Origin of the sequence: Serratia sp. EWG9 (assembly GCF_019913725.1) — a bacterium.
In the GTDB taxonomy this organism is placed as follows: Bacteria; Pseudomonadota; Gammaproteobacteria; order Enterobacterales; family Enterobacteriaceae; genus Serratia; species Serratia ureilytica.
This window is the reverse complement of the sequence record NZ_JADNRO010000006.1, coordinates 106,111-128,086: the sequence shown is the minus strand read 5'-3', so window position 1 is coordinate 128,086 and position 21,976 is coordinate 106,111. Positions and strand designations below refer to the sequence as shown.

General features: G+C 59.5%; 23 protein-coding genes and 1 tRNA gene. 4 read left to right on the top strand and 20 right to left on the bottom strand.

The window, feature by feature from the left end; translation table 11 throughout:
* Positions 1 to 2: 2 nt before the first annotated feature.
* Positions 3 to 1,088: a chorismate synthase gene (gene aroC / locus ITX55_RS15175; RefSeq protein WP_033643909.1), complete on the bottom strand. Its 1,086-nt coding sequence runs from the start codon at positions 1,086 to 1,088 to the stop codon at positions 3 to 5.
* Between the two features lie 65 nt (positions 1,089 to 1,153).
* Positions 1,154 to 2,086 (bottom strand): 50S ribosomal protein L3 N(5)-glutamine methyltransferase, encoded by a 933-nt coding sequence (prmB, locus tag ITX55_RS15170; protein ID WP_004936224.1) that lies wholly within the window; start codon positions 2,084 to 2,086, stop codon positions 1,154 to 1,156.
* 170 nt (positions 2,087 to 2,256) lie between these two features.
* Between prmB and smrB the strand changes: the two genes are divergently transcribed.
* On the top strand, positions 2,257 to 2,787 hold the full coding sequence (smrB, locus tag ITX55_RS15165) for an endonuclease SmrB (RefSeq protein WP_025303720.1): 531 nt from the start codon (positions 2,257 to 2,259) through the stop codon (positions 2,785 to 2,787).
* Positions 2,788 to 2,856: 69 nt separating this feature from the next.
* Here smrB and sixA read toward each other — a convergent pair whose 3' ends face one another.
* The 4 genes from sixA to ITX55_RS15145 all read right to left on the bottom strand — a co-directional run bounded on the left by sixA (position 2,857) and on the right by ITX55_RS15145 (position 7,697).
* Entirely contained in the window at positions 2,857 to 3,339 is a 483-nt protein-coding gene (sixA, locus tag ITX55_RS15160) for a phosphohistidine phosphatase SixA (protein ID WP_004936230.1), read from the bottom strand.
* Between the two features lie 389 nt (positions 3,340 to 3,728).
* Positions 3,729 to 5,894, bottom strand: coding sequence for a fatty acid oxidation complex subunit alpha FadJ (gene fadJ, locus ITX55_RS15155; protein ID WP_108681651.1), 2,166 nt, complete (start codon positions 5,892 to 5,894; stop codon positions 3,729 to 3,731).
* The gene (fadI, locus tag ITX55_RS15150; RefSeq protein WP_046896287.1) at positions 5,894 to 7,204 is read right to left on the bottom strand and encodes an acetyl-CoA C-acyltransferase FadI; all 1,311 of its coding nucleotides are present in this window, start codon (positions 7,202 to 7,204) and stop codon (positions 5,894 to 5,896) included. The genes fadJ and fadI overlap by 1 nt, the downstream gene beginning before the upstream one ends.
* Positions 7,205 to 7,400: 196 nt before the next feature.
* Positions 7,401 to 7,697, bottom strand: a complete 297-nt coding sequence (locus ITX55_RS15145) for a YfcZ/YiiS family protein (protein ID WP_072145088.1) — start codon at positions 7,695 to 7,697, stop codon at positions 7,401 to 7,403.
* A 405-nt stretch (positions 7,698 to 8,102) separates the two neighbouring features.
* Here ITX55_RS15145 and fadL point away from each other — a divergent pair, with 405 nt between their 5' ends.
* Complete coding sequence (gene fadL / locus ITX55_RS15140; RefSeq protein ID WP_033651974.1) at positions 8,103 to 9,425, top strand: long-chain fatty acid transporter FadL; 1,323 nt, start codon at positions 8,103 to 8,105, stop codon at positions 9,423 to 9,425.
* Between the two features lie 117 nt (positions 9,426 to 9,542).
* On the opposite strand, the gene mlaA is transcribed toward fadL, so the two are convergent.
* The 10 genes from mlaA to ccmA all read right to left on the bottom strand — a co-directional run bounded on the left by mlaA (position 9,543) and on the right by ccmA (position 17,396).
* Complete coding sequence (mlaA, locus tag ITX55_RS15135) at positions 9,543 to 10,301, bottom strand: phospholipid-binding lipoprotein MlaA (RefSeq protein ID WP_033643913.1); 759 nt, start codon at positions 10,299 to 10,301, stop codon at positions 9,543 to 9,545.
* A gap of 28 nt (positions 10,302 to 10,329) precedes the next feature.
* Positions 10,330 to 11,544, bottom strand: a complete 1,215-nt coding sequence (gene ccmI / locus ITX55_RS15130) for a c-type cytochrome biogenesis protein CcmI (protein WP_042785125.1) — start codon at positions 11,542 to 11,544, stop codon at positions 10,330 to 10,332.
* The gene (locus tag ITX55_RS15125) at positions 11,544 to 12,011 is read right to left on the bottom strand and encodes a cytochrome c-type biogenesis protein (protein ID WP_033643915.1); all 468 of its coding nucleotides are present in this window, start codon (positions 12,009 to 12,011) and stop codon (positions 11,544 to 11,546) included. Before ITX55_RS15125 ends, ccmI begins: the two co-directional genes overlap by 1 nt.
* Complete coding sequence (locus ITX55_RS15120; protein ID WP_033643916.1) at positions 12,008 to 12,559, bottom strand: DsbE family thiol:disulfide interchange protein; 552 nt, start codon at positions 12,557 to 12,559, stop codon at positions 12,008 to 12,010. The genes ITX55_RS15125 and ITX55_RS15120 overlap by 4 nt, the downstream gene beginning before the upstream one ends.
* The gene (locus ITX55_RS15115) at positions 12,556 to 14,526 is read right to left on the bottom strand and encodes a heme lyase CcmF/NrfE family subunit (RefSeq protein ID WP_033643917.1); all 1,971 of its coding nucleotides are present in this window, start codon (positions 14,524 to 14,526) and stop codon (positions 12,556 to 12,558) included. The genes ITX55_RS15120 and ITX55_RS15115 overlap by 4 nt, the downstream gene beginning before the upstream one ends.
* Entirely contained in the window at positions 14,523 to 15,017 is a 495-nt protein-coding gene (gene ccmE, locus ITX55_RS15110) for a cytochrome c maturation protein CcmE (protein ID WP_004936264.1), read from the bottom strand. The genes ITX55_RS15115 and ccmE overlap by 4 nt, the downstream gene beginning before the upstream one ends.
* Positions 15,014 to 15,250, bottom strand: coding sequence for a heme exporter protein CcmD (gene ccmD, locus ITX55_RS15105; RefSeq protein ID WP_033643918.1), 237 nt, complete (start codon positions 15,248 to 15,250; stop codon positions 15,014 to 15,016). Before ccmD ends, ccmE begins: the two co-directional genes overlap by 4 nt.
* A complete protein-coding gene (locus tag ITX55_RS15100; RefSeq protein WP_042785127.1) occupies positions 15,247 to 15,984 on the bottom strand; it encodes a heme ABC transporter permease in 738 nt (245 codons plus the stop codon). Before ITX55_RS15100 ends, ccmD begins: the two co-directional genes overlap by 4 nt.
* A 120-nt stretch (positions 15,985 to 16,104) precedes the next feature.
* A complete protein-coding gene (ccmB, locus tag ITX55_RS15095) occupies positions 16,105 to 16,764 on the bottom strand; it encodes a heme exporter protein CcmB (protein ID WP_108681653.1) in 660 nt (219 codons plus the stop codon).
* The gene (ccmA, locus tag ITX55_RS15090) at positions 16,764 to 17,396 is read right to left on the bottom strand and encodes a cytochrome c biogenesis heme-transporting ATPase CcmA (RefSeq protein ID WP_015378626.1); all 633 of its coding nucleotides are present in this window, start codon (positions 17,394 to 17,396) and stop codon (positions 16,764 to 16,766) included. Before ccmA ends, ccmB begins: the two co-directional genes overlap by 1 nt.
* A gap of 229 nt (positions 17,397 to 17,625) precedes the next feature.
* On the opposite strand from ccmA, the gene ITX55_RS15085 reads away from it, so the two are divergent.
* A complete protein-coding gene (locus ITX55_RS15085) occupies positions 17,626 to 18,552 on the top strand; it encodes a formate/nitrite transporter family protein (RefSeq protein ID WP_033643919.1) in 927 nt (308 codons plus the stop codon).
* A 129-nt stretch (positions 18,553 to 18,681) separates the two neighbouring features.
* Positions 18,682 to 18,756 (top strand) — tRNA-Arg (locus tag ITX55_RS15080).
* A 71-nt stretch (positions 18,757 to 18,827) separates the two neighbouring features.
* Here ITX55_RS15080 and ITX55_RS15075 read toward each other — a convergent pair.
* The 4 genes from ITX55_RS15075 to ITX55_RS15060 all read right to left on the bottom strand — a co-directional run bounded on the left by ITX55_RS15075 (position 18,828) and on the right by ITX55_RS15060 (position 21,784).
* On the bottom strand, positions 18,828 to 19,070 hold the full coding sequence (locus tag ITX55_RS15075; RefSeq protein WP_033643920.1) for a hypothetical protein: 243 nt from the start codon (positions 19,068 to 19,070) through the stop codon (positions 18,828 to 18,830).
* 19 nt (positions 19,071 to 19,089) lie between these two features.
* Positions 19,090 to 19,890, bottom strand: coding sequence for a helix-turn-helix domain-containing protein (locus tag ITX55_RS15070; protein ID WP_033643921.1), 801 nt, complete (start codon positions 19,888 to 19,890; stop codon positions 19,090 to 19,092).
* Positions 19,891 to 20,589: 699 nt separating this feature from the next.
* On the bottom strand, positions 20,590 to 20,811 hold the full coding sequence (locus ITX55_RS15065; RefSeq protein ID WP_033643922.1) for a hypothetical protein: 222 nt from the start codon (positions 20,809 to 20,811) through the stop codon (positions 20,590 to 20,592).
* 1 nt (position 20,812) lies between these two features.
* Positions 20,813 to 21,784, bottom strand: a complete 972-nt coding sequence (locus tag ITX55_RS15060; RefSeq protein WP_042785129.1) for a hypothetical protein — start codon at positions 21,782 to 21,784, stop codon at positions 20,813 to 20,815.
* Positions 21,785 to 21,976 lie beyond the last annotated feature (192 nt).

Sequence of the window (21,976 nt, the reverse complement as noted above, 5' to 3'; positions counted from 1 at the left end):
GATTACCAGCGAGGCACGTCGGAAACCACATCACCGTTTTGCGCACGCTGGCGCAGCAGGTGATCCATCAACACGATCGCCATCATCGCTTCGGCGATCGGTACGGCGCGGATGCCCACGCACGGATCGTGGCGACCGCGGGTCACCATTTCCACCGCTTCCCCGTGGCGATTGATGGTGCGGCCCGGCACCATGATGCTGGAGGTTGGCTTCAGCGCCAGATGCGCGATCACCGGTTGGCCGCTGCTGATGCCGCCGAGAATGCCGCCGGCATGGTTGCTTTGGAAGCCTTCCGGGGTGATTTCATCGCGGTTTTCGCTGCCGCGTTTGGTCACCACGGCGAATCCGTCGCCGATCTCCACGCCTTTCACCGCGTTGATGCTCATCAGCGCGTGCGCCAGATCGGCATCGAGGCGGTCAAACACCGGCTCGCCCAGGCCAACCGGCACGTTTTCCGCAATCACGCTGACCTTGGCGCCGATGGAGTCACCCTCTTTTTTCAGCGCGCGCATCAGTTCGTCCAGCGCTTCCAGCTTGTCCGGATCCGGGCAGAAGAACGGGTTCTGTTCGACCTGATCCCAGTCTTTCAGCTCGCAGGTCACGTCGCCGATCTGCGCCAGATAGCCGCGCACCTGCACGCCGAACTTCTGCTGCAGGTATTTCTTGGCGATAGCGCCCGCCGCGACACGCATGGCGGTTTCACGCGCCGAAGAGCGGCCGCCGCCGCGATAGTCGCGCAGACCGTATTTCTGTTCGTAGGTGTAGTCGGCATGCCCGGGACGGAACACGTCTTTGATGGCGCTGTAGTCTTGCGAGCGCTGATCGGTGTTTTCAATGATCAGACCGATGCTGGTGCCGGTGGTCACGCCTTCGAATACGCCGGAGAGAATGCGCACCTGATCCGGTTCGCGACGCTGGGTGGTGTAACGCGAGGTGCCCGGACGACGGCGGTCCAGATCGTGTTGCAAATCGGCTTCGGTGAGCGGGATGCCGGGCGGCACGCCGTCGACGATACAACCCAGCGCCACCCCGTGAGATTCACCGAAGGTGGTGACGCGGAAAATCTGCCCAATACTGTTTCCTGCCATCACGGCTCCTTACCGTTAGTCTTTTATCGTTATGAGGCCCGCCATGCGGGCCTTGGAAATGCGGCTTAGCTGCGATAGAGGCTGAAGTGATCCTTGCAATCCACCAGCTGCTGTTTGGTCAGCATGAACACGCCGTCGCCGCCGTTTTCGAATTCCAGCCAGGTGAACGGGATGTCCGGATATTGTTCCATCAGATGTACCATGCTGTTGCCCACTTCACAAATCAGCACGCCGTCGTCGGTCAGGTAGTCCGGCGCGCACGCCAGGATGCGGCGCACCAGCTTCAAGCCGTCGCTGCCCGCCGCCAGCCCCAGTTCCGGCTCAAAGCGGAACTCCTGCGGCAGATCCGACATGTCTTCCGCATCGACGTACGGCGGGTTGGTGACGATCAGATCGTACTGGATCGCGGGAACGTCGCGGAACAGATCGGAACGGATCGGGATCACCTGGTGCTCGACGCCGTGCGCCTGAATATTGCGCTCGGTCACCGCCAGCACGTCGCTGGAGATGTCCACCGCGTCCACTTCCGCTTCCGGGAAAGCGTAGCCACAGGCGATGGCGATGCAGCCGCTGCCGGTGCACATGTCGAGAATATGGCGCGGCGGGTGCGGGATCAGCGCGCTGAAACGATCGTTGATCAACTCGCCGATCGGCGAGCGCGGCACCAGCACGCGTTCGTCGACGTAGAATTCCATGCCGCAGAACCAGGCCTTGTTGGTCAGGTAGGCGACCGGGATACGCTCGTTGACGCGGCGGATCACGCGCTCAACGATGCGATGGCGCTCGCTGGAAGTCAGACGAGCGGTATGCATGTCCTCCGGAATGTCCAACGGCAGAAACAGGCTTGGCAGCACCAATTGCACCGCTTCGTCCCACGGATTGTCGGTTCCGTGACCATAATAGATATTGGCGGCGTTGAAACGGCTTACCGTCCAGCGCAGCATATCTTGAATGGTGTGCAGTTCGTTCACTGCTTCGTCGACGAAAATTTTGTCCAATTTGCCCTCCGGCAGGCGCTGTGTTTCATGATTTAGCCGCATAGTTTGCCATGAAGCCCGCGACAAATCACGCGCGCCCCTCGCGCTTTTCACTCTGGCCCGAGTTTTGCGTCGACAGCGCTCATTCACAAGGTAAACTAGCGAAATAAACGATTTCCGGTGAATGAAGCATGAAGAACAAGCCCCCTCTGAGCAAAGACGAACAACAGCTCTTCAGAGAGTCGGTGGCGGGCGCAAAAAAGCTGCGCCAGGACACCATCGTCCACCGCCCGCCGAAGCTCAAGGTCAAACAGGTTGCGCCGCAGCGGCTGCTGCAGGAGCAGGTCGATGCCAGCTATTATTTTTCAGATGAATATCAGCCGCAGCTGGAAGAGGAAGGCCCGACGCGCTACGTGCGCCCCGGCAGCAGCCCGTATGAGCTGAAGAAGCTGCGACGCGGCGATTATTCGCCGGAGCTGTTTCTTGATTTGCACGGCCTGACTCAGCTGCAGGCCAAGCAGGAATTGGGGGCGCTGATCGCCGCCTGCAAACGCGAGCATGTGCACTGCGCCTGCGTGATGCACGGGCACGGCAAACACATTCTCAAACAGCAAACGCCGCTGTGGCTGGCGCAGCATCCCGACGTGCTGGCGTTCCATCAGGCGCCGAAGGAATGGGGCGGCAACGCCGCCGTCCTGCTGTTGGTGGAGCTGGCAGAATAGCCTCCCGCAGAAACGACTCAGGGCGATGTCAGACATCGCCCTGAGTTTATTCCGCACCGCATCCGCGGCTCACACTTTGGCCATCACCTGCGACGGGCTGACCTGCCATTCAAATTTGCCGTAGCTGCCGTCCGCCGGCAGATCGACGTTGGCGATCGCCGAGGTCGCGAACATCGGCGGGCACTCGCCCGGACACAGTTCCGCCACCAGATACCCCACCAGCGGCAGGTGCGACACGATCAGCACCGAGCTCACCCCTTGCATCGCCAGCGCCTGAAGATAGCTGCCGACTTGTTCGGCGTTCCCGCCCGGCGTCAGTTCGGGCAGCACTTCTTCGCCCTCCGGCAGCGTCAAGGCTTCACGCACCGTCGCCAGCGTCTGTTCGGCCCGCAGATAGGGGCTGACCAGCACGCGTTCAATATCCACAGACTTGGTGTTCAACCAGGCCGCCATCTGACGGGACTCGTCGCGGCCGCACAGGGTAAGGGGCCTTACCGCATCGCTGGCTGCCTCGAGCGCCGCCTCTCCGTGACGCATAATCAAAACTTGCATATTGCACCGCTGTTGTTGACAAAGTAACGCTATACAGAAACGCCGTGCGTGCTGTACCGCCGAGTTTTACAACCCCAAAGCCAAAGCTTTAAAACGATAACGCGCCGTCTCTTTATGGCGGCCGGGCATTTTGCCTGAAAGTTTGCGTAAAGAAAATGCTGTTTTTTACAGCAATCCTCCCCGGGCAAACCTCGATTGCTCATAGAACAATCAATTCAACGGGTTAAATTTTAACCTTTTCGCCATGAAAATTATTGATGGCGCTCAAGCTAACTTACCGCTGCCGCAGCCTTGCTGTACAGCCTCACGGGCTGACGCTGTCGCAAGGAGTGATGGCGATCACAACGCGGCCCTGTTGCAACTATAGTGCAAATCGGGCCGCCCTGCGTTCAACTCCCCAGCGGGTAAAAACGTTCGCCCTGCTGCGCCATGCGCTGCAGGCGCTCGCACGGCGCGAAGTGCTCGCCGTGCTGCTGACGCAGGTAGTCCAGCGTCTTCACCACTTTCTCGGCGCCGAGTTCATCCATATAACGGAACGGGCCGCCAAGGAACGGCGGGAAACCGATGCCGAATACCGCACCGATGTCACCGTCGCGCGCGCTGCGGATCACGCCTTCATCCAGACAGCGCGCCGCTTCGTTCAGCATCATCATCACGCAGCGCTGGGCAATGGTCGCCGGCAGCATATGCGCCTTCGGCGTGACGCCGAGCAACGTATACAATGAGGTGTCCGCGCGCTTACGCCGCTGACGCTGCTGCCCCTCGCTCGGGTAAAGATAGAAGCCGCGGCCGTTCTTGCGCCCTTTGCGCCCGTCCTTCAGCACCGCATCGAACGCGGCAGGCGCGGCGAAGCGCGGCCCCAGCGCCTCAACCAGCACCGGAATGATCTTGGTGCCGACGTCGATGCCCACTTCGTCCAACAGGGTGATGGGGCCGACCGGGAAGCCGAAGTCCATCAGCGCTTTGTCCAGCGATTCAATGGGCTCGCCTTCCAGCAGGCAGCGCGCCGCTTCGTTGATGTACGGCGCCAGGATGCGGTTGACATAAAAACCGGCGCTGTCGCCCACCACGATGGCGGTCTTGCCCTGCTTGTGCGCCAGCGCCACGGTGGTGGCGATGGTTTGTTCGCTGGTGCCGGCGTGCGGGATCACTTCCACCAGCGGCATTTTGTCCACCGGGCTGAAGTAGTGCAGACCGATCACCTGCTGCGGCCGCTGGGCCTGTTCGGCGATTTGACCGATAGGCAGCGAGGAAGTATTGGAGGCGAACACGGTATGCGGCGCGCAGTTCGCTTCGACCTCGGCCACCATCTTCTGCTTCAGCGCCAGATCCTCAAACACCGCCTCGACCACGATATCCACCTGCTCGAAGCCGGTGTAATCGGTAGAGCCGGAGATCAGCATCATCTGTTTTTGCCGTTCCGCCGGGCGCATGCGCTTGCTGCGCACCCGCTTGCCGAGCACGTCCCAACTGTATTTCAGCGCATGATTGATGCCAGTTTCATTGATGTCTTTGATGCGAACCGGCAAACCGCCGCGCGTGGCGGTGACGCAGGCGATGCCGCCACCCATCAGGCCGCCGCCGAGAATGCCGACGCGATGCAAGGCGCGCGGCTGAGCATCGCCGCCCCGCTCTTTTTTCAGCGCGGTGGAAGCGAAGAACAGGCTGCGCAACGCCGCCGATTGCGGCGTCATCGCCAGCTCGCCAAAGGCGCGCGCTTCGGCTTCATAGCCGCTGGCGCTGCCGTGATCCAGCCCGGTGCGCACCACCTGAATGATGCGCTCCGCCGCCGGGTAGTTGCCGTGCGTTTTCGCCAACGTTTTCTTGCGCACGATGCTGAACAGCAGATTTCTGCCCAGCGGGCCGTTGAGCAGACGATCCTGCCACGGCAGCTCGCGCTGATGCTTCCAGCCCTGTTTCACCCGCTCGATGGCGGTCTGCAGCAAAATCGATTGCGGCACGGCGTCGTCCACCAGCCCCATGCGCAGCGCCTGGCGGGCGCGAATGTGCTTGCCGGTCAGGATCATGTCCAGCGCCTTGGCGGCGCCTATCAGGCGCGGCAGGCGCTGAGTGCCACCGGAGCCCGGCAGCAGGCCCAGCTGCACTTCCGGCAGACCGAGCGCGGTTTTGTCATCCAGCGAACAGACGCGGCCGTGGCAGGCCAGCGCTAATTCCAGCCCGCCGCCCAGGCAGGCGCCGTGGATGGCCGCCACCACCGGTACCGGGAAGGCGGCGATCTGCGCCAGCGTGCTCTGCCCTTTCTTGGCCAGCGTTTCCGCCTCTTTGGCGCTGGTGCAGGCGGCGATCATGGTGATATCAGCGCCGGCGATAAACGAGTCCGGCTTGCCGGAAACGATCACCAGCCCTTCCAGCGCAGTATGCTGCTGCGCGCGGATCAGCACGTCGTTAACCTGTTCGACGAACTCGGCCTTGAGCGTATTGACCTTGTCGCCCGGCACGTCGATGGTGATCACCCCGATGTTGTCGGGGCGGATCGTCAGTTGAAAGGCCGACGGTTTGGCGCGCTGCTCGTGCAATGCGTTTTCGACGCTCATCATTCCACCTCCACGATCATCGCGGCCCCTAACCCGCCGGCGGCGCAGGCGGTGGTCAGACCCAGCCCGCCGCCGCGGCGTTTCAGCTCACGCAGCGTCTGGGTAATCATGCGCGCGCCGGTGGCGGCGAACGGGTGACCATAGGCGATAGAACCGCCCAATACGTTGAATTTGTCCATGTCCACTTCGCCGATTGCCTGGCTGCGGCCAAGCTTCTCGCGGGCGAACGCTTCGCTGGCGAACATCTTCAGGTTGGCCAGCGTTTGCGCGGCGAAGGCTTCATGCATGTCGATGAGCGTCAGATCGGCCAGGCCGATGCCGGCGCGATCCAGCGCCAGCGGCGTGGCGTAGGAGGGCCCCAGCAGCATGTCTTCCCACACGTCGATGGCGGCGAAGGCGAAACTGCGCAGATAGCCGAGCGGCTGCAGCCCCAGCTCTTTGGCGCGCGATTCGCTCATCATCAGCACCGCCGCCGCGCCGTCGGTCAACGGCGTGCTGTTGGCCGCAGTGACGCTGCCGTGTTTGCGATCGAATGCCGGTTTCAGCTTGGCGTAGGAAGCCAGGCTGGAGTCTTTGCGGATATTGTTGTCTTCAGAAAGCTGAGCGCGGTAAGGCGGCACGTAGGCGGTCATGACCTCGTCGCGCAGCCACCCCTCCCGCCAGGCCTTGGCCGCCAGCTCGTGGGAACGATGCGCCAGCGCATCTTGCGCTTCACGGGTGATGCCGTGGCTTTTCGCCATCTGTTCGGCGGTATCGCCCATGCGCAGGCCGGTGGAATACTCCGCCACCGCCGGCGGCACCGGCATCAGATCGCGGAATTTCAGCCGGCTGAACAATTTGAGGCGCTGCGACAGCGTGCGCGCCTTGTTGACGTCCACCAACGTGCGCGCCAGCGCCTTGCTGACGCCGATCGGCAAGACGGAAGAAGAGTCCGCCCCGCCGGCGATGCCGACGCTGATGCTGCCGGCCATGATGCTCTCCGCCACGTTGGCGATCGCCTGGAAGCTGGTGGCGCAGGCGCGCGACACGCTGTAGGCGTCGGTATGGACGCTCATGCCGGTGCCAAGCACGATCTCACGCGCGATGTTCGGCGCCTCGGGCATTTGCACCACCTGGCCGAACACCAGCTGTTCGATCAGTTGCGGCTCGATACCGCTGCGCGCCAACAGCTCGCTCACCGCCGTTTTCCCTAAATCCACCGCCGGAATGCCGTGATAGGCGGTCGCCTGTTTGGCAAAGGGGGTACGCAGTCCATTCACAATCGCAATGCGGTCACCATGACGGGTCACCAACGGCAGTGCCTTACTCATAAATGCTCCTGAAGAAAATAACGTCAGCGCAATGGGCAGAAAGAGGTCTGACCTGATGAGGTCATTGTTAACCAAACGGTTACATTTGGCAAACCGGCAGAGATCAAAACTGCGAGCAGGCGCACTTTCTATCGGGAACGAGGCGGGGAAGGAAATCCCCGGCGCGCAGCAGGCGGCGCCGGGGGTAAAGCGGGGATTAACGCAGGCCGAGCTGGAAGATCAGGGTTTCCGCCTGGCAGGCGAAGGTAAAATCGGCTTCCAATTGTACGCCGCCGTCAACCGGTTTAATGCTACTGCTGATGTCACAGGGATCGGATTCGACCGCGCGCGCCTTTTCGCTCAGGGCCGCCAGCATCGCCTCCGCATCTTGTTGATTGCTGAACACCTGGCTGTAGGATGCGGTGCAATCGGTGTTATCCATCACGGTGCCGACATCCACGCAGCAACACGCGGCGGTTTCCTGGGCGCTGCATTTATTAATTGCATCTGACATGGTTGGTTCTCCTCAAGGGCCTCTGTTATCAGCCCAAATTGCCGTTTTATTCACCGGCGCAAAGCCACAAAATTCTGTGGGTATTTTACGCTCCCAAGCCGGCAATCACTAGCACTTACTTTTACTGGGTGTTTTAAGTGATGGAAATCACAAATAAAAATGAGCGCCTGCTAAGAAATGGTAAGAATTTTGTTATTTACCACTGTCTTTTTGTTAAGCAGATCTCTTTTTTGATATCAGAGTGGAAATATTTCAAAAACAAACTTGCAACATTTTCACAGGTCAGACCTATACTTCAGCCACTGGTCTGATTTGTCTGAACGATAACGGACCCTACAATCCCGCGCTCCTTGTTACTTCGTGTAACAATAGTTTAAATAATAAACACATAATGAGGTTTTGGTCATGAGCCAGAAAAACCTATTGACTAAATCAGCTCTCGCAGCTGCAGTGGCAATTATTTCTTCAAACGTGTCTGCCGCAGGATTCCAGCTGAATGAGTTCTCATCAGCTGGTTTAGGACGTTCGTATTCTGGCGAAGGCGCCATGGCGGATACGGCGGCCTCCGCAAGCCGCAACCCGGCGTTGCTGATGATGTATACCCGCCCGGAACTCTCTTTCGGCGCAGTCTTCATCGATCCGGACGTCGATATCAGTGGCCAATCCCCTTCCGGCGCCAGTCTGGATGCGAAAAACATCGCGCCGACCGCCTGGGTGCCGAACCTGCATTATGTTCACCCGATTAACGATCAATTCGCCGTAGGCGGCTCGGTCACCAGCAACTTCGGTTTGGCGACCGAATACAACAACGGTTATGCGGCGGGCTCCATGGGCGGCAAAACCGATCTGGAAACCCTGAACCTGAACCTGAGCGGCGCTTATCGCCTGAACAAAAACTTCAGCTTCGGTCTGGGTTTTGACGCCGTCTACGCCAAGGCTAAACTCGAGCGTTACGCCGGCGATCTGCCAAAATTGATCGCCGGTTCAGGCAAATTGCCGCCACAGTTGGCCGGCCCGGTTTCGCAGATCCCGGCAGATACCCAAATTTCTCACCTGAAAGGCGACGAATGGGGCTTCGGCTGGAACGCCGGTATTCTCTACGAAGTGGATGAAAACAACCGTTACGGCTTCACCTATCGCTCTGAAGTCAAAATCGACTTCGACGGCGATTACAAGAGCAGCCTGCCTTCTGCATTCAACCCGCTGCTGGCCTCTCAAGGCCTGCCATGGGGCACCAACGGCACCACTATCCCGGGTTCTCTGAGCCTGCACCTGCCTGAAATGTGGGAGCTGTCCGGTTACAACAAAGTGGCGCCGCAGTGGGCCGTTCACTACAGCCTGGCCTACACCAGCTGGAGCCAGTTCCAGGAGCTGAAAGCCACCGGCAACAACGGCCAGACGCTGTTCCAGAAGCATGAAGGCTTCAAAGACGCTTACCGCATCGCGCTGGGCACCACCTACTTCTACGACGATAACTGGACCTTCCGTACCGGTATCGCCTTCGATGACAGCCCGGTGCCTGCCCAAAACCGTTCGATCTCCATTCCCGATCAGGACCGTTTCTGGCTGAGTGCCGGTACTACCTATGCATTCAACAAAGACGCCTCGGTTGACGTCGGCGTGTCCTACATGCACGGCCAGAAAGTCACCATCAACGAAGGTCCTTACACCTTCACCTCCGAAGGCAAGGCCTGGCTGTACGGCGCCAACTTCAACTACCGCTTCTAATCTCGCTTGAGATGGATGCCAAAGCGCCCCGCGGGGCGCTTTTTCTTTGCCTGTCGCTCGCCGCGGGCGTAAAAAAACCCGCCAGACGGCAGGTTTTCATGGGCATAAGGCCGGCGGTTACTGCGAGTCGATCTCGTCCAGATCGCCCTGAATCGCCTTGGCGTTCGGGTTCTCTTCCGGCTTGAGCGAACCGCCGTTGGCGATGAAGTCGTGGCGCTGGAAGTAAGCTTCGCGCACCATGACATAAGGATCGGAGGAGTTGCGCAGCAGGCCGTCGGAATCCAGCAGTTGAGCGCGGGTTTCGATACCCTCGACCACCCATTTGCCCGCCGACATCCAGAAAGTCAGGTAGCTCAGCATCGGATACAGCGTATCCGCAAAGTCGCCGCCGTCTTCACGCAGGGTAAAGCTGCCGTAGCCCGGCAGCATCACGTACGGACCGTAGCCCACATCGTAATGCCCCAACGTGCTGCCGAAACGGTTCGGCTCTTCGCGCGCCAGTTTCGGGTTGGCCATGCCGGCCACGTCGATCAGGCCGCCCATCCCGAGCAGGGTGTTCAGGAAGAAACGGTTGAAGTGGATCATCCCGCGGTAAGGATCGCCCTTCAGGAAGGCGTTGACCATGCTGGCCGGCTCTTCCAGGTTGGAGGTGAAGTTGCTGATGCCGTTACGCGCCGGCATCGGCACGTAGTCACGCCAGGCCACCGCGACCGGACGCAGGATATAAGGATCCAGGACGTTGTAGTTGAAGTCGAACATCGTCCGGTTAAATCCTTCCAGAGGATCGGAACGCCCTTGCGGCTCATTGTCTGGCGCGCTGGCACAGCCCACCAGTAATGCCGCTGCGAATGCCACCCCAGTCAGGCGAAAGTTCATATTTTTCTCCATAAAAACACGTTCGGTCTTATTTTTCAGGGACCTGCTTGTTTATCTGAACGCTAACCTGCTCTTTGCCGCTGAATGTCTGCAGCGAGCTTTCGCCGAACCAGTCCCCCGGCTGCGGCGTGGCCAATCCGTCCTGTGAGAGGCGCACACGCACCTGCACCTGATGCTGTGCCGAGAGTAGACGCTCGGGCATCATGGCGTTGCTGTCGTCCAGAGAGAAAGACAGCGGAAAACGGCTCAACGGCAATTGTTTTACCGCGACCGGCACCGGGCTGACGCCGTCGGTCACCGAGATAACCAGCGTCCCCTGCGGCGGCATGGCTTTCGCCGCCTGCGGTGACAGTGAAACAGTCACATTCAGTTTAACAGTTTCTCCGCCGGCCTGGGCTTTTGCTTGTGCAATACTGCGCTTTATCACTTCCGCGCGCGGATCGTTAGCCGGCAGCAGCTGCAGCATCACTTGCCAGGCGCCGATCGCCTGTTTGAAATCGCCCTGTTCGAAAGCGTTGAACGCCAACAGGCTGAGCACCCGCGGATCGCTGTGATTTTCCGCGATCATGCGCCGCAACAGCTGCGTCGCCTGCTTGTTATCCTCCGGATCGTTGGATCGCGTCAAGACCTCGGCATAGCCGAGCCGCACTTCCAGACTATTCGGATCCAATTGATAGGCATGAGCAAATGCCTGCGTGGCGGTGGTGGCGTTGTTCAACGCCATGCCGACGCGCCCCAGCATCATCCAGTCATTGATATTGCGATCGTCCTGCTGCAGCTCGGTGCGCAGCCCCAGCCCGAGGCGCGCGATCTCTTCCATGCTCAGCGGTTTGGCGCGCTCATTGGCGACGCGCTCACGCAATTCCGGCATTTGCGCCTGCACCAAACGCCAATCCAGCACCTGCGCCAACCCGCCGGTTTTCAGATAAAAGCCAACGGTCACCGCCAGCAATAACAACACGCCCGGCACTAACGCCCAACGGTTGATCGGTTTCACCTGCTCTGCCTGTTCGACGGGGATGTCGTTCAACAGGTTCTGTTGCAGCTCTTTAACCAGCTCCGGGCGCTCGGCCACCACGCCCTGCTGCTCGTCCTGCTCCAGTTCGCTGAGGCGATCCTGATAGAACGCCTTGTTCAGCGCATCGCGCGTAGCGGCGCTCTGCTTGCCGTGGCGCATCGCCGGCACCACCAGCAACGCGGCGGCGCCGGCCAGCAACACGCAAATAATCAGCCAAAAAGCCATTAGGGTTTCTTCCTGTCAGTCTCTTGCAACAACGCCGCCAGGCGCTGCCGTTCCCGTTCGGAGAATTCATCGTCCACCGCCGCGTCGGGCCGGCGACGGGTGCGCAGGATCACCACCGCCCCGCCTATCAGCACGAACAGCAGCGGGCCGATCCACAAGATCAGCGTCGCCGGCGTTACCGGCGGTTCGTAGGTGACGAAATTGCCATAACGCGCCACCATGTAATCGATGATCTGCTGCTTGCTTTGCCCCTGCATCATCAGCTCGTACACCTTGGTGCGCATGTCTGCGGCGATAATGGCGTTGGAATCGGCAATGCTGTTGTTCTGGCATTTCGGGCAGCGCAGCTGTTCGGTCAACTCGCGATACTGTTGCTCCTGCTCAACGGAGTTGAAGCGATAGGTATCGATCGCCGCAGCGGCGCTCCAGCTCAGCAATGCGGCGAACAGCAGGGCAATCAGCCTCATGCCTCACCCCCGTACTTTCTATACAGCGGCAGCACTTCCTGCTGCCAGACGCGCTCGTTCATGTCGCCGGCATGGCGATAGCGAATGATCCCCTGTCCGTCGATAAGGAAGGTCTCAGGCGCGCCGTACACCCCGAGATCCAATCCCAGCATGCCGTCGCCGTCGTACAGGCTGAGCGCATAGGGATTGCCGAGGGAATTAAGCCAGGTCACCGCCTTGGCGCGATCGTCTTTATAGTTCAGGCCGACCACCCGCACGCCGCGCGCCGCCAGCGTATTGAGATACTGGTGTTCCGCGCGGCAGGTCGGGCACCAGGTCGCCCAGACGTTGAGCAATATCGGCTTGCCGTCGCGCAGCACCGCCTGATCGTAGGTTTTGCCCGGCTGATCCAACGATTCCAGCCTGAAGGTCGGCACCGGTTTGCCGATCAGCGCCGACTCCAGCATGGTCGGATCTTCGCCGCCGGCGTTGCGCGTCAGTTGCACCATCAGGGCCGCCACCAGCAGCAGGAAGAGCACCAACGGGATAAACAGCAGCTTACGCTTCATGATTGCGCCTCCAGCTTGCCTTCACGCTTGAGCTTTTTGCTCATGCGATAACGCGGATCGAGAATGCACAGCAGGCCGCCGAGCGCCATAAAGACGCCGCCGAACCAGATCCAGCGCACGAAGGGTTTGTAATACAGGCGCACCGCCCAGGATCCGTCTTCCAGCTCCTCGCCCAGCGCTGCGTACAGATCGCGGCTGAACCCGCCGTCGATCGCCGCCTCGGTCATCATGCTGCGCGCCACGCTGTAGTAGCGTTTCTCCGCGTGCAGCGTCGCCTCCGGCTTGCCGTTGCGCGTGACGTCGATGATGCCGACGCCGCCGCTGTAGTTCGGGCCGCGAATGTCGTGCACGTCGCGGAACACGAAGTGATAGTTGTGGATATCCACGCTGTCGCCGGCCTTCATCCGTACGTCGCGCTCCACGCTGTAGTTCTGGCTGAAGGCGATGCCGATCACCGTCACCGCCACGCCGAGGTGGCCGAGCACCATGCCCCAGTGGCTGCGGGACAGCTGCCGCAGGCCGCGCCAGAAACCGTGACGATGGGTGGCGCGCTCATGCAGCTCCATCAGCGTCAGGATGATCACCCACAGCGCCATAATCAGGCCCACCACCGTCATGCCGGCGATGCTGTCCTGCAACAGCCACGGCAGCAGAATCGACAGCACCAGCGTCACCAGCAGCGCCACGCCGAGGCGGCGCCACAGCTTGCCCGGCTCATCGCGGCGCCAGCGCACCAGCGGCCCGATGCCCAACAGCAGCGCCAGCGGCGCCATCAGCCAGGTGAACATGGTGTTGAAGAACGGCTCGCCGATCGAAATGCTGCCCAGCCCCAACTGTTTGTGCACCAACGGCAGCAGCGTGCCCAACAGCACCACCAGCATGGCGGCGATCAGCAGCACGTTGTTGCCCAGCAGGAAGGTCTCGCGCGAGAAGGTCTCGTGCTGCACCCGGCTGCGCACCTGGCCGCCCTTGACCGCGTACAGCAGCAGCGAACCGCCGATGACGATCACCAGATAGGCGAGAATAAACATGCCGCGCGCCGGATCGGAGGCGAAGGAGTGCACCGAGACCAGCACGCCGGAGCGCACCAGGAAGGTGCCCAGCAGGCACAGCGAGAAAGCGGTGATCGCCAGCAACACCGTCCAGGCTTTGAACGTGCCGCGTTTCTCGGTCACCGCCAGCGAATGCATCAGCGCGGTGCCGGCCAGCCACGGCATAAAGGAAGCGTTCTCCACCGGATCCCAGAACCACCAACCGCCCCAGCCCAGCTCATAGTAGGCCCAGGCCGATCCGAGCACGATGCCCAGCGTGAGGAACACCCAGGCGGCGGTGGTCCACGGGCGCGACCAGCGCGCCCAGGCGGTGTCGAGCCGGCCGGCCATCAGCGAGGCGATGGCGAACGCGAAGGCGACCGAGAAGCCGACATAGCCCATGTACAGCAGCGGCGGGTGGAAGATCAGGCCGATATCCTGCAGCAGCGGGTTGAGATCGCTGCCGTCGATCGGGAAGTTAGGCAACGTGCGGGTGAACGGGTTGGAGGTCATGATGATGAACAGCAGGAAGCCGGCGGTGATCATGCCCATCACCGACAACACCCGCGCCACCGCGTCCTGTGGCATCGCCCGGCTGCACAACGCCACCGCCAGCGACCAGCAGCTCAGCAGCAGCACCCACAGCAGCAACGAACCTTCGTGCGCCCCCCAGGTGGCGGCGATGCGGTAATACACCGGCAGTTGGGTATTGGAGTTGGTGGCCACGTAGGCGACGGTAAAGTCATTGACCACGAAGGCATGCACCAGGCACAGGAACGCCAGCGCAATCGCGGCGAACATGCCGTAGGTCAGCGGGCGGGCCACCGCCATCATGCGGCTGTCCTGCCGCGCCGCGCCCCACTGCGGGTAAATGCTCAGCAGCAGCGCGATCGCCAGCGCCAGGCACAGCAGAAAACTGCCCAGTTCCGGCATCATGACTTGGCGCCCTCCGCCTGCGGCGCGTTATACGCTTCCGCCGGCCCTTTGTGATTCTCTTTCATCGCGTCGGCCACTTCCGGCGGGGTGTATTTCTCGTCGTGCTTGGCCAGCACTTCGCGCGCGTTGACCACGTTGCCCTCGCCCAGCACGCCCTGCGCCACCACGCCCTGCCCTTCGCGGAACAGGTCCGGCAGAATGCCGGTGTAGGTCACGCCGATCGCGCCGCGCGCATCGTAAATCTTGAAGCTGACCTGCAGCGTATTGGGATCGCGTTTCACCGAGCCGGGCATCACCATGCCGCCGATGCGCAGCCGCTGGCCGACCTCGGGCTTCTCATGGTTTTCGCCCTTACCCTGCAGGATTTCACCCGGGGTGTAGAACAGATCGATGTTGGAGCGCAGCGCGTACAGCATCAGGGTTGCGGTCAGCGCGATGCCGATCAGCACAACGATCGCCAGATAAAGGCGGCTTTTACGACGTGGATTCACAATGATTTCTCCCGCGGTGCGGCGGATTTTTGTTTTGATTGTTGCGCATGGCGAATGCGCCGCTCGCGCGCCTGACGGCGGCCGATCTCAGCGAGCAATAGCCGCCGCTGCCAGACGGTGTGCGCCACCAGCCCCAACAGCGAAATCAGCGTGACGGCAGCCGCCAGCCAGACATAGAAGGCATAACCGCCCATGGCGAAAAACGCCGGCCAGGAATCGAACGCGGCATTCATGACTGACGCTCCTTATTCACCAGCCCGGCAACCCACGGGCGCTGGCGCTCCTGGAACAGGATCAGATTGCGCAGGCGCATCAGCGTCAGCGTGATGAACAACAGCAGATAGCCGAGGATCGCCCAGCGCAGCGGGGTGCGCATGCTTGGCGCGATGGATTGCTGCATGTTGGTCGAGCCCTGATGCAGCGTATTCCACCATTCGACGGAGAAATGGATGATCGGAATGTTCACCACGCCCACCAGCACCAGAATGCCGGCGGCCCGGCCCGCCAGGCGACGGTCTTCAAAAGCGTTATACAGCGCGATGACACCCATATAGAGGAACAGCAGCACCAGCTCGGAGGTCAGCCGCGCGTCCCATACCCACCAGGTGCCCCACATCGGCTTACCCCAGGCGGAACCGGTCACCAGCGCGATAAAGGTGAACACCGCGCCGATCGGCGCCATCGCCGCCACCACGGTATCGGACATTTTCATCTGCCACACCAGGCCGATAAACGCCGCCACCGCCATCGAGGCGTAGATGCCCATCGACCACATGGCCGCCGGCACATGAATATAAATGATGCGGAAGCTGTCGCCCTGCTGATAATCCTTCGGCGCGAAGCCAAAGCCCCATGCCCAGCCGAGCAGCAGGCAGGCCGCCGCCGCCAGCCCCAGCCAGGGGATAAAGCGGCCGCAGACGTGATACAGCCGTTCGGGCCGCGCCAGTTGATGTAACCATTTCCACATTGTCGTCAGTGCTCACGGTAATTTTTATGCGTCGGCCGCTCCGAGCGTTCGAAACGGCGAAAATCTTCTGCGGGGTACGCTCTTGTCGGCCTTGCCCCGTCTGTTCATTCAATACGTTAGCTAGTGCACGCTCACTCGCAGCGCCGCCGCGGTGGCAAACGGCGCCAATGTCACGCTGCCCGCCAGCATCGCGCCGAGTATCGCCAGATAACCGTCGATCGGCATGCCCATCGAGGCGGCGTCGATCGCGCCGGTGGCGAAGATCAGCACCGGGATATACAGCGGCAGCACCAGCAGGCTGAGCAGCACGCCCCCTTTGCGCAGGCCGACGGTCAGCCCCACGCCGATAGCGCCGATCAGACTCAGCGTCGGCGTGCCGAGCAGCAGCGTACCCGCCACCGCCAGCCAGGTTTGCATATCAAGCGACAGCAGCAGCGCCACCAGCGGCGACAGGATCAGCAGCGGCAATCCCGTCACAACCCAGTGAGCACACACTTTGCCCAGCACCGTCATCGGCAGCGGCGTCGGCAGCAGCAACAGCTGCTCCAGCGAACCGTCGAGAAAGTCGTCGCGAAACAGCCGCTCCAGCGACAGCAGCGAAGCCAGCAGCGCCGCCACCCACACGATGCCCGGCGCAATGCGCGCCAGCAGCTGCGGTTCAGGGCCAATCCCCAGCGGGAACAGCGTGATCACAATCAGGAAAAACCACAGTGGGTTGACGATCTCCGCCCCTTTACGGCAGGCGATCTTCAATTCGCGACGCACCAGAGTCAAAAACATCACAAACTCCCCGCGTCGTGTTCCGCCAAACGAATTTTGCCCACCGTTTGGCTGACGCCGGCCAAATCCTGATGCGTGGTCAACAATACCATGCCGCCCCGCTGCGCATGTTGTTCAAAAAGGCTAATCAACTCGGCCACGCCCTGTTTATCGATTGCCGTCAACGGTTCATCGAGGATCCACAGCGGCGCCGCGCTGAGCCACAATCGCGCCAGCGCCACCCGCCGCTGTTGCCCGGCGGAAAGCTGCGCCACCGGCAGATCTTCGTACCCCACCAACCCCACCTGCTCCAGCGCGCGCCAGATGGCCTGATGCTCGGCCGCGCCGCGCACCGCCTGATAAAACTGCAGATTTTCAAAGGGTGTCAATACGGCTTTGATGCCCGGTTGATGGCCGATAAACAGCAAATCTTGCTGATACGCCGCGCGATCGCGCAGCGTGTTGCGCCCGCGCCAGCACACCTCACCGCCGTCCGGCCGCGCCAGACCGGCGAGGATGCGCAGCAAACTGGTCTTGCCCGCGCCGTTCGGCCCTTCTACCTGAATGATATCGCCCGGCTGAACTGAAAAGCTTAGCTCGCTAAACAGGATGCGCTCATCGCGCACGCAACTCAGACTTTTGGCTTCCAGCATCAGGGAACTCATATTTTTCTTTGGGATAGCGAATCATAGCATAAGCCTTTCCCCACACGCAGCCTGCGGCGGGCGCGCCGAGGGGCCAATATGGCGAGCAGGATCAAGAATGCGTGGAAAAAATCGGCGGATTTTAACTCTTGTTACCTTTTTCTGTATTTCGCCGCATTTAGGCCGGGCAACTACGCTTAATGACGTGAACTCACCCTTATTGAGCAGGAGCGACAGCATGAACGAACAGCCACGCCAGGAGCACGAGCCGGATGAGACAATGCAGGTAGAGAGCGAAGAGCAGGAACAGGGCAAACGCGAAATCGAAGTCAGGGAAGAAAATTTGCCTTCGCGCGCGGCGGCGGTGCATGAGCAGATCCGGATGGAAGGCGAAAAAGAGCTGGAGCGCGACGGGCTGGCGCTGCTGTGGTCGGCGATCGCCGCCGGGCTGTCGATGGGCGCCTCGCTGGCGGCGAAAGGCATTTTCCACGCCCGCTTGCCGGACGATCCCAGCCGCTTTTTCATTGAGAACCTCGGCTACACCTTCGGTTTTATCATTGTCATTATGGCGCGCCAGCAGCTGTTTACCGAAAACACCGTCACGGCGGTGTTGCCGATCATGCATAAGCCCACGCCGCGCAACCTGCTTATCCTGCTGCGCCTGTGGGGCGTGGTGCTGCTCGGCAATCTGATCGGCACCGCGCTGGCGGCGCTGGCGTTTACCCATATGCCGCTGTTCGACGCCGAAACGCGCCGCGCCTTCATCAGTCTGGGCGAAGAGGTGATGCGCCATACGCCGGGAGAAATGTTCGCCAACGGCATCCTGGCCGGCTGGATCATCGCCACCATGGTATGGATGTTCCCGGCCGCCAGCGCGGCGAAAATCTGGGTGATCGTGTTGATGACCTACCTGGTGGCGATTTGCGATTTGACGCATATCGTGGTCGGCTCGGTGGAGATCCTGTATCTGGTGTTCAACGGCGCGATGGGATGGCAAGCATTCGTTTATCCGTTCGCCCTGCCGACGCTGGCGGGCAACATCATCGGCGGCACCTTTATCTTTGCGCTGATAAGCCACGCGCAAATCCGCAACGATTTGAGCGCCAAAAATAAGGCGGCGCGCCTGCAAGAGGAAAAACGGCGCCACGGCGGGGAAAAACCGTGATCGCCGTCGGTTAGCCGAGGAAATTTCGGCGCGAACTGGCGAGGTATTGAGCAAACGCGCCGCTAAGCGCTTATTCTGCGGGTAAAAAAAGGTATAATGCCCCGGCAGCTTCGGTTGCCGGTCCGCAGCGTCCCCGTAGTTAAACGGATATAACAAGCCCCTCCTAAGGGCTAGTTACTGGTTCGATTCCAGTCGGGGACGCCATTTTTCCTTATCGAGCCAATGCGCATCGACCGCCCGCGGCCCCTGCTTCAATCCCTTGTTCAGCCCTAATTTCATCCCTGCGGGTGCAGGCACGCCATCCAGGTCATTCCTGCCAACGCGATTGGCTGATGTTCCCAATTATTGGCCATCGCATTTCCTGAAAACATGAACAGAATGAATGCCAGCGTGAATTGAATGGCCCGTTTCCCTAAACCGGCGACGATGATTCGGCCAAAGGCAGACAGCCTTAAATACAGTAGCAGGAGTGCGCGGTGCCGTTTATTCATCGAATCGGGGCGATTTTCTCTATCCATGACGTCTCCTTTTCCATCACTACGTCACAGGAATAAGTATATCGACATTGATAACTTTACTGTTTGAATTTTCATCTCTATATAGCTCGATAAAGAAGCTTTCCCTCATTTTGGCGTTGATAGCCGGCAAGTAAGCGTCATATATCCCCTCAAAAAAATTAACGTACTCAGGCAACTCGCCCATAAAGGGAATAACAATATATTTGCCCATTGGGATATAGAAGTTGAAGATGGAGTGAAAAACCGCCTGCTCCTTGCCGTTGGCATGGCATTTATTCCCCCTGCTTTTCTCTACATTATATGCCCCCCAATTTTTGCTTAGCCGTTTCTCATTAGTCTGCGCAATATCATTGGCATCTCTGTATTTCCTTATAGAATGGAAAATTAATGTTTTGTAATGCTTCAGCATCTCGATGTCATCCGGCATGACCGTATGATAGAAATAGGGTTTATTATCGTTGCCGTACGGGGGGATCTGCGTGGAAAAATCCCATCCCCGGCTGTTTCTAAAGCTGTTGGGCGTTTCGCCAAAGAAACGTTTGAATGCCCGGGTGTAGCATTGCTGAGAGGCAAACCCCGATGCCAAGGCGACATCCAATATGTTCCCTTGATGCTGTTTGAGCAAGACAGCCGATCGGCTCAGCTTTCTATTCCTGATATACGTCCCGAGCGTAATGCCAAAATAATGCTTAAACAACCGCTGTAAATGCCATTTAGAGTAACCCGAGATAATTGAAACCTTCTCAACCGAAAGCCCTTCCACAATATTCTTTTCCATATACTCCAATACTTGTAAAAGAATATCTCTTCTGTAATCCATGTGCGCTCCTTGCATTTATAAAAGCCGTATCCTTTTCATTAAAATCGTTAAGCGAAGAAATTAAGTCATTAAGATTAATCCTAAAAAATCACGCCCTCTTCTTTTTATTCTCACACCCTCCAAGAGGTCATTATATAAATAACTGAAAATGATCATGTTATATAAATCCACCCACAAGAAAATCGAAAAAACAAAATTTAACGACACAAAGTGCATCTATTGAAGGAGCACTTGCGCCGCCAGTGAGAATCACACTTTCTGTTAAATTTTTTATCTTAAAGTGTTTTTTATCGCATCAATTGCATGGCCGAATAGGAATTTCATCATCAGAAATGAAATCGCATTTTATAGCCTTGATTGTTGATAACACTTATTGCAGCTAATGGGTAAAGCCTGAGCCGTGGCTAAGGAAGCTGAGAGGAATAAACGCAAAGCCTGAACATCAGGCTTAATAATCACATGTCGCAACAGTGAGTTTCTTTTTTATCTTTCCCTGCACAGAAAAAGCGGATGCATCAACAAATCATGTTAGAGGTCATATATTGCCTTCCCGTCCCGGGGGCATTGATGCTCCCGCACCGCGCCAGCCTCTCCGCCGTCAAGCGCCAAGCCGATACGCGCCATAGTTTGTTACCGTAACCGCCCGCTCCTCAAAAAAAGCCCAGCACGCAAAGCTGGGCTTTTCATCCAATGAGCGGATTAGTCCGTCAGGTTGTCGATTTCTGCCGCTCTGTGCTTACGCAACAGATACAGCAGCAAGGACACCCGTCGCTCGGTCCGTTCCGGGGTATCCGGCGGCAAGTTATAGCGCAAGGTGTAACGCTCGTTGTTCTCGTTGCAAAAATCGATGACCAGTACGGGCGCGGACGCTCCCGCCACTTTTCGATAATTCAGCGAGATGCACGACAGGTTTTTGCCCATCTCAACTCACCGCGACGGTACGGCGGGTTGACTCGGCAATTCGCCCCACGCCGGCGCTCAACGCAGCGCCGAGCAGCAGTATCAGCAGTGAGCCCCACGCGGCGCGAGAGAGTTGCTTGGCCGCTTCATCAGCCGCTTCACGCGCTTTCTGCTCGGCCTCGGCCTTGAGTTTTTCCACCTTCTGCACCGCCTGCTGATAAGCCTGGGCGTAGTTATCGACGATTTGGCTCGCTTCATCACGGCTCTTGCCGGTACGCGCCGCAACAATATTCACCAGCGCGTCCTTATCGGCGGCGCTCAACGTCGGCTCACCGGACTGCTTAACGCGCTCGAACCACTGCTTAAGCTCGGTGGCGGCCTGCGCCGGATCGGCCGCGGCATCCACGGCCGACTGTTTGCCGTCGGCGGCCGCCCGATTGGCTTTCTGCTCCAACCGAGCCGGATCCAGCTCCGGCTTACCGCTCTGCTTAAGCGTTGCGTTCAACTGGCTTTCCAGGTTTCCCCAGTCCAGGCTGATGCCCTTTTTATCCAACTGTTGCTTCAGGCTGTCGCCCACGCTTGGCGCCGCCGCCGCCAGGCCGCTGCCCGCCAGCGAGAGCCCTTTGCCAACCGCGTTGCCAGCCAGCCCCACCACGCCGCTCGCCAGTGACACCATCAACCAGGTGGTCAGCAAGGTGGTGATCGCCCAGCTCAGCAGGCCATGCAAGCCGCCGCGATTCGGCGCGGTGCGGCCGGCGACGAACGCGCCTGCGGCCAACGACGCCAGCGTTGAAACCAGCAGCCAGATCCCGGTGCCGGTGCCAAAACCGCTCAGCGGGTTGCCCTTTTGCATCATATCCACGGCCTGGGCGCCGATCGCCGTCCCCAGCACGCTGAATATCAGATAAGTCACCAGCGCCACGGCACTCCCGGCCAATATCGAGCCCCATGACACCTGAAACGCAAAGCGATTTGATTCATAGACAGTGGTCATCGTTGTTCCTTATATTTTCTGGACAAGTGATTGCACGCACGGCAGAAAACCGCGCAGACAAATTCAGTCTGCCGCGCGGCATCATCGGCCGTCCCGGTTCATTTGCACCAGAACGCCTGGTGCATTCACACCCTGCGAATACGCACGTTATGCACTAAGCTGCTCAGCGAGTAGCGTAACCCGCGGCCCCTA

Excerpts from the sequence above, each read along its gene's own strand:
- aroC (WP_033643909.1), bottom strand. The coding sequence starts at position 1,088 with ATGGCAGGAAACAGTATTGGGCAGATTTTCCGCGTCACCACCTTCGGT.
- smrB (WP_025303720.1), top strand. The coding sequence starts at position 2,257 with ATGAAGAACAAGCCCCCTCTGAGCAAAGACGAACAACAGCTCTTCAGA.
- sixA (WP_004936230.1), bottom strand. The coding sequence starts at position 3,339 with ATGCAAGTTTTGATTATGCGTCACGGAGAGGCGGCGCTCGAGGCAGCC.
- fadJ (WP_108681651.1), bottom strand. The coding sequence starts at position 5,894 with ATGAGCGTCGAAAACGCATTGCACGAGCAGCGCGCCAAACCGTCGGCC.
- fadI (WP_046896287.1), bottom strand. The coding sequence starts at position 7,204 with ATGAGTAAGGCACTGCCGTTGGTGACCCGTCATGGTGACCGCATTGCG.
- ITX55_RS15145 (WP_072145088.1), bottom strand. The coding sequence starts at position 7,697 with ATGTCAGATGCAATTAATAAATGCAGCGCCCAGGAAACCGCCGCGTGT.
- fadL (WP_033651974.1), top strand. The coding sequence starts at position 8,103 with ATGAGCCAGAAAAACCTATTGACTAAATCAGCTCTCGCAGCTGCAGTG.
- mlaA (WP_033643913.1), bottom strand. The coding sequence starts at position 10,301 with ATGAACTTTCGCCTGACTGGGGTGGCATTCGCAGCGGCATTACTGGTG.
- ccmI (WP_042785125.1), bottom strand. The coding sequence starts at position 11,544 with ATGGCTTTTTGGCTGATTATTTGCGTGTTGCTGGCCGGCGCCGCCGCG.
- ITX55_RS15125 (WP_033643915.1), bottom strand. The coding sequence starts at position 12,011 with ATGAGGCTGATTGCCCTGCTGTTCGCCGCATTGCTGAGCTGGAGCGCC.
- ITX55_RS15120 (WP_033643916.1), bottom strand. The coding sequence starts at position 12,559 with ATGAAGCGTAAGCTGCTGTTTATCCCGTTGGTGCTCTTCCTGCTGCTG.
- ITX55_RS15115 (WP_033643917.1), bottom strand. The coding sequence starts at position 14,526 with ATGATGCCGGAACTGGGCAGTTTTCTGCTGTGCCTGGCGCTGGCGATC.
- ccmD (WP_033643918.1), bottom strand. The coding sequence starts at position 15,250 with ATGAATGCCGCGTTCGATTCCTGGCCGGCGTTTTTCGCCATGGGCGGT.
- ITX55_RS15100 (WP_042785127.1), bottom strand. The coding sequence starts at position 15,984 with ATGTGGAAATGGTTACATCAACTGGCGCGGCCCGAACGGCTGTATCAC.
- ccmB (WP_108681653.1), bottom strand. The coding sequence starts at position 16,764 with ATGTTTTTGACTCTGGTGCGTCGCGAATTGAAGATCGCCTGCCGTAAA.
- ccmA (WP_015378626.1), bottom strand. The coding sequence starts at position 17,396 with ATGCTGGAAGCCAAAAGTCTGAGTTGCGTGCGCGATGAGCGCATCCTG.
- ITX55_RS15085 (WP_033643919.1), top strand. The coding sequence starts at position 17,626 with ATGAACGAACAGCCACGCCAGGAGCACGAGCCGGATGAGACAATGCAG.
- ITX55_RS15075 (WP_033643920.1), bottom strand. The coding sequence starts at position 19,070 with ATGGATAGAGAAAATCGCCCCGATTCGATGAATAAACGGCACCGCGCA.
- ITX55_RS15070 (WP_033643921.1), bottom strand. The coding sequence starts at position 19,890 with ATGGATTACAGAAGAGATATTCTTTTACAAGTATTGGAGTATATGGAA.
- ITX55_RS15065 (WP_033643922.1), bottom strand. The coding sequence starts at position 20,811 with ATGGGCAAAAACCTGTCGTGCATCTCGCTGAATTATCGAAAAGTGGCG.
- ITX55_RS15060 (WP_042785129.1), bottom strand. The coding sequence starts at position 21,784 with ATGACCACTGTCTATGAATCAAATCGCTTTGCGTTTCAGGTGTCATGG.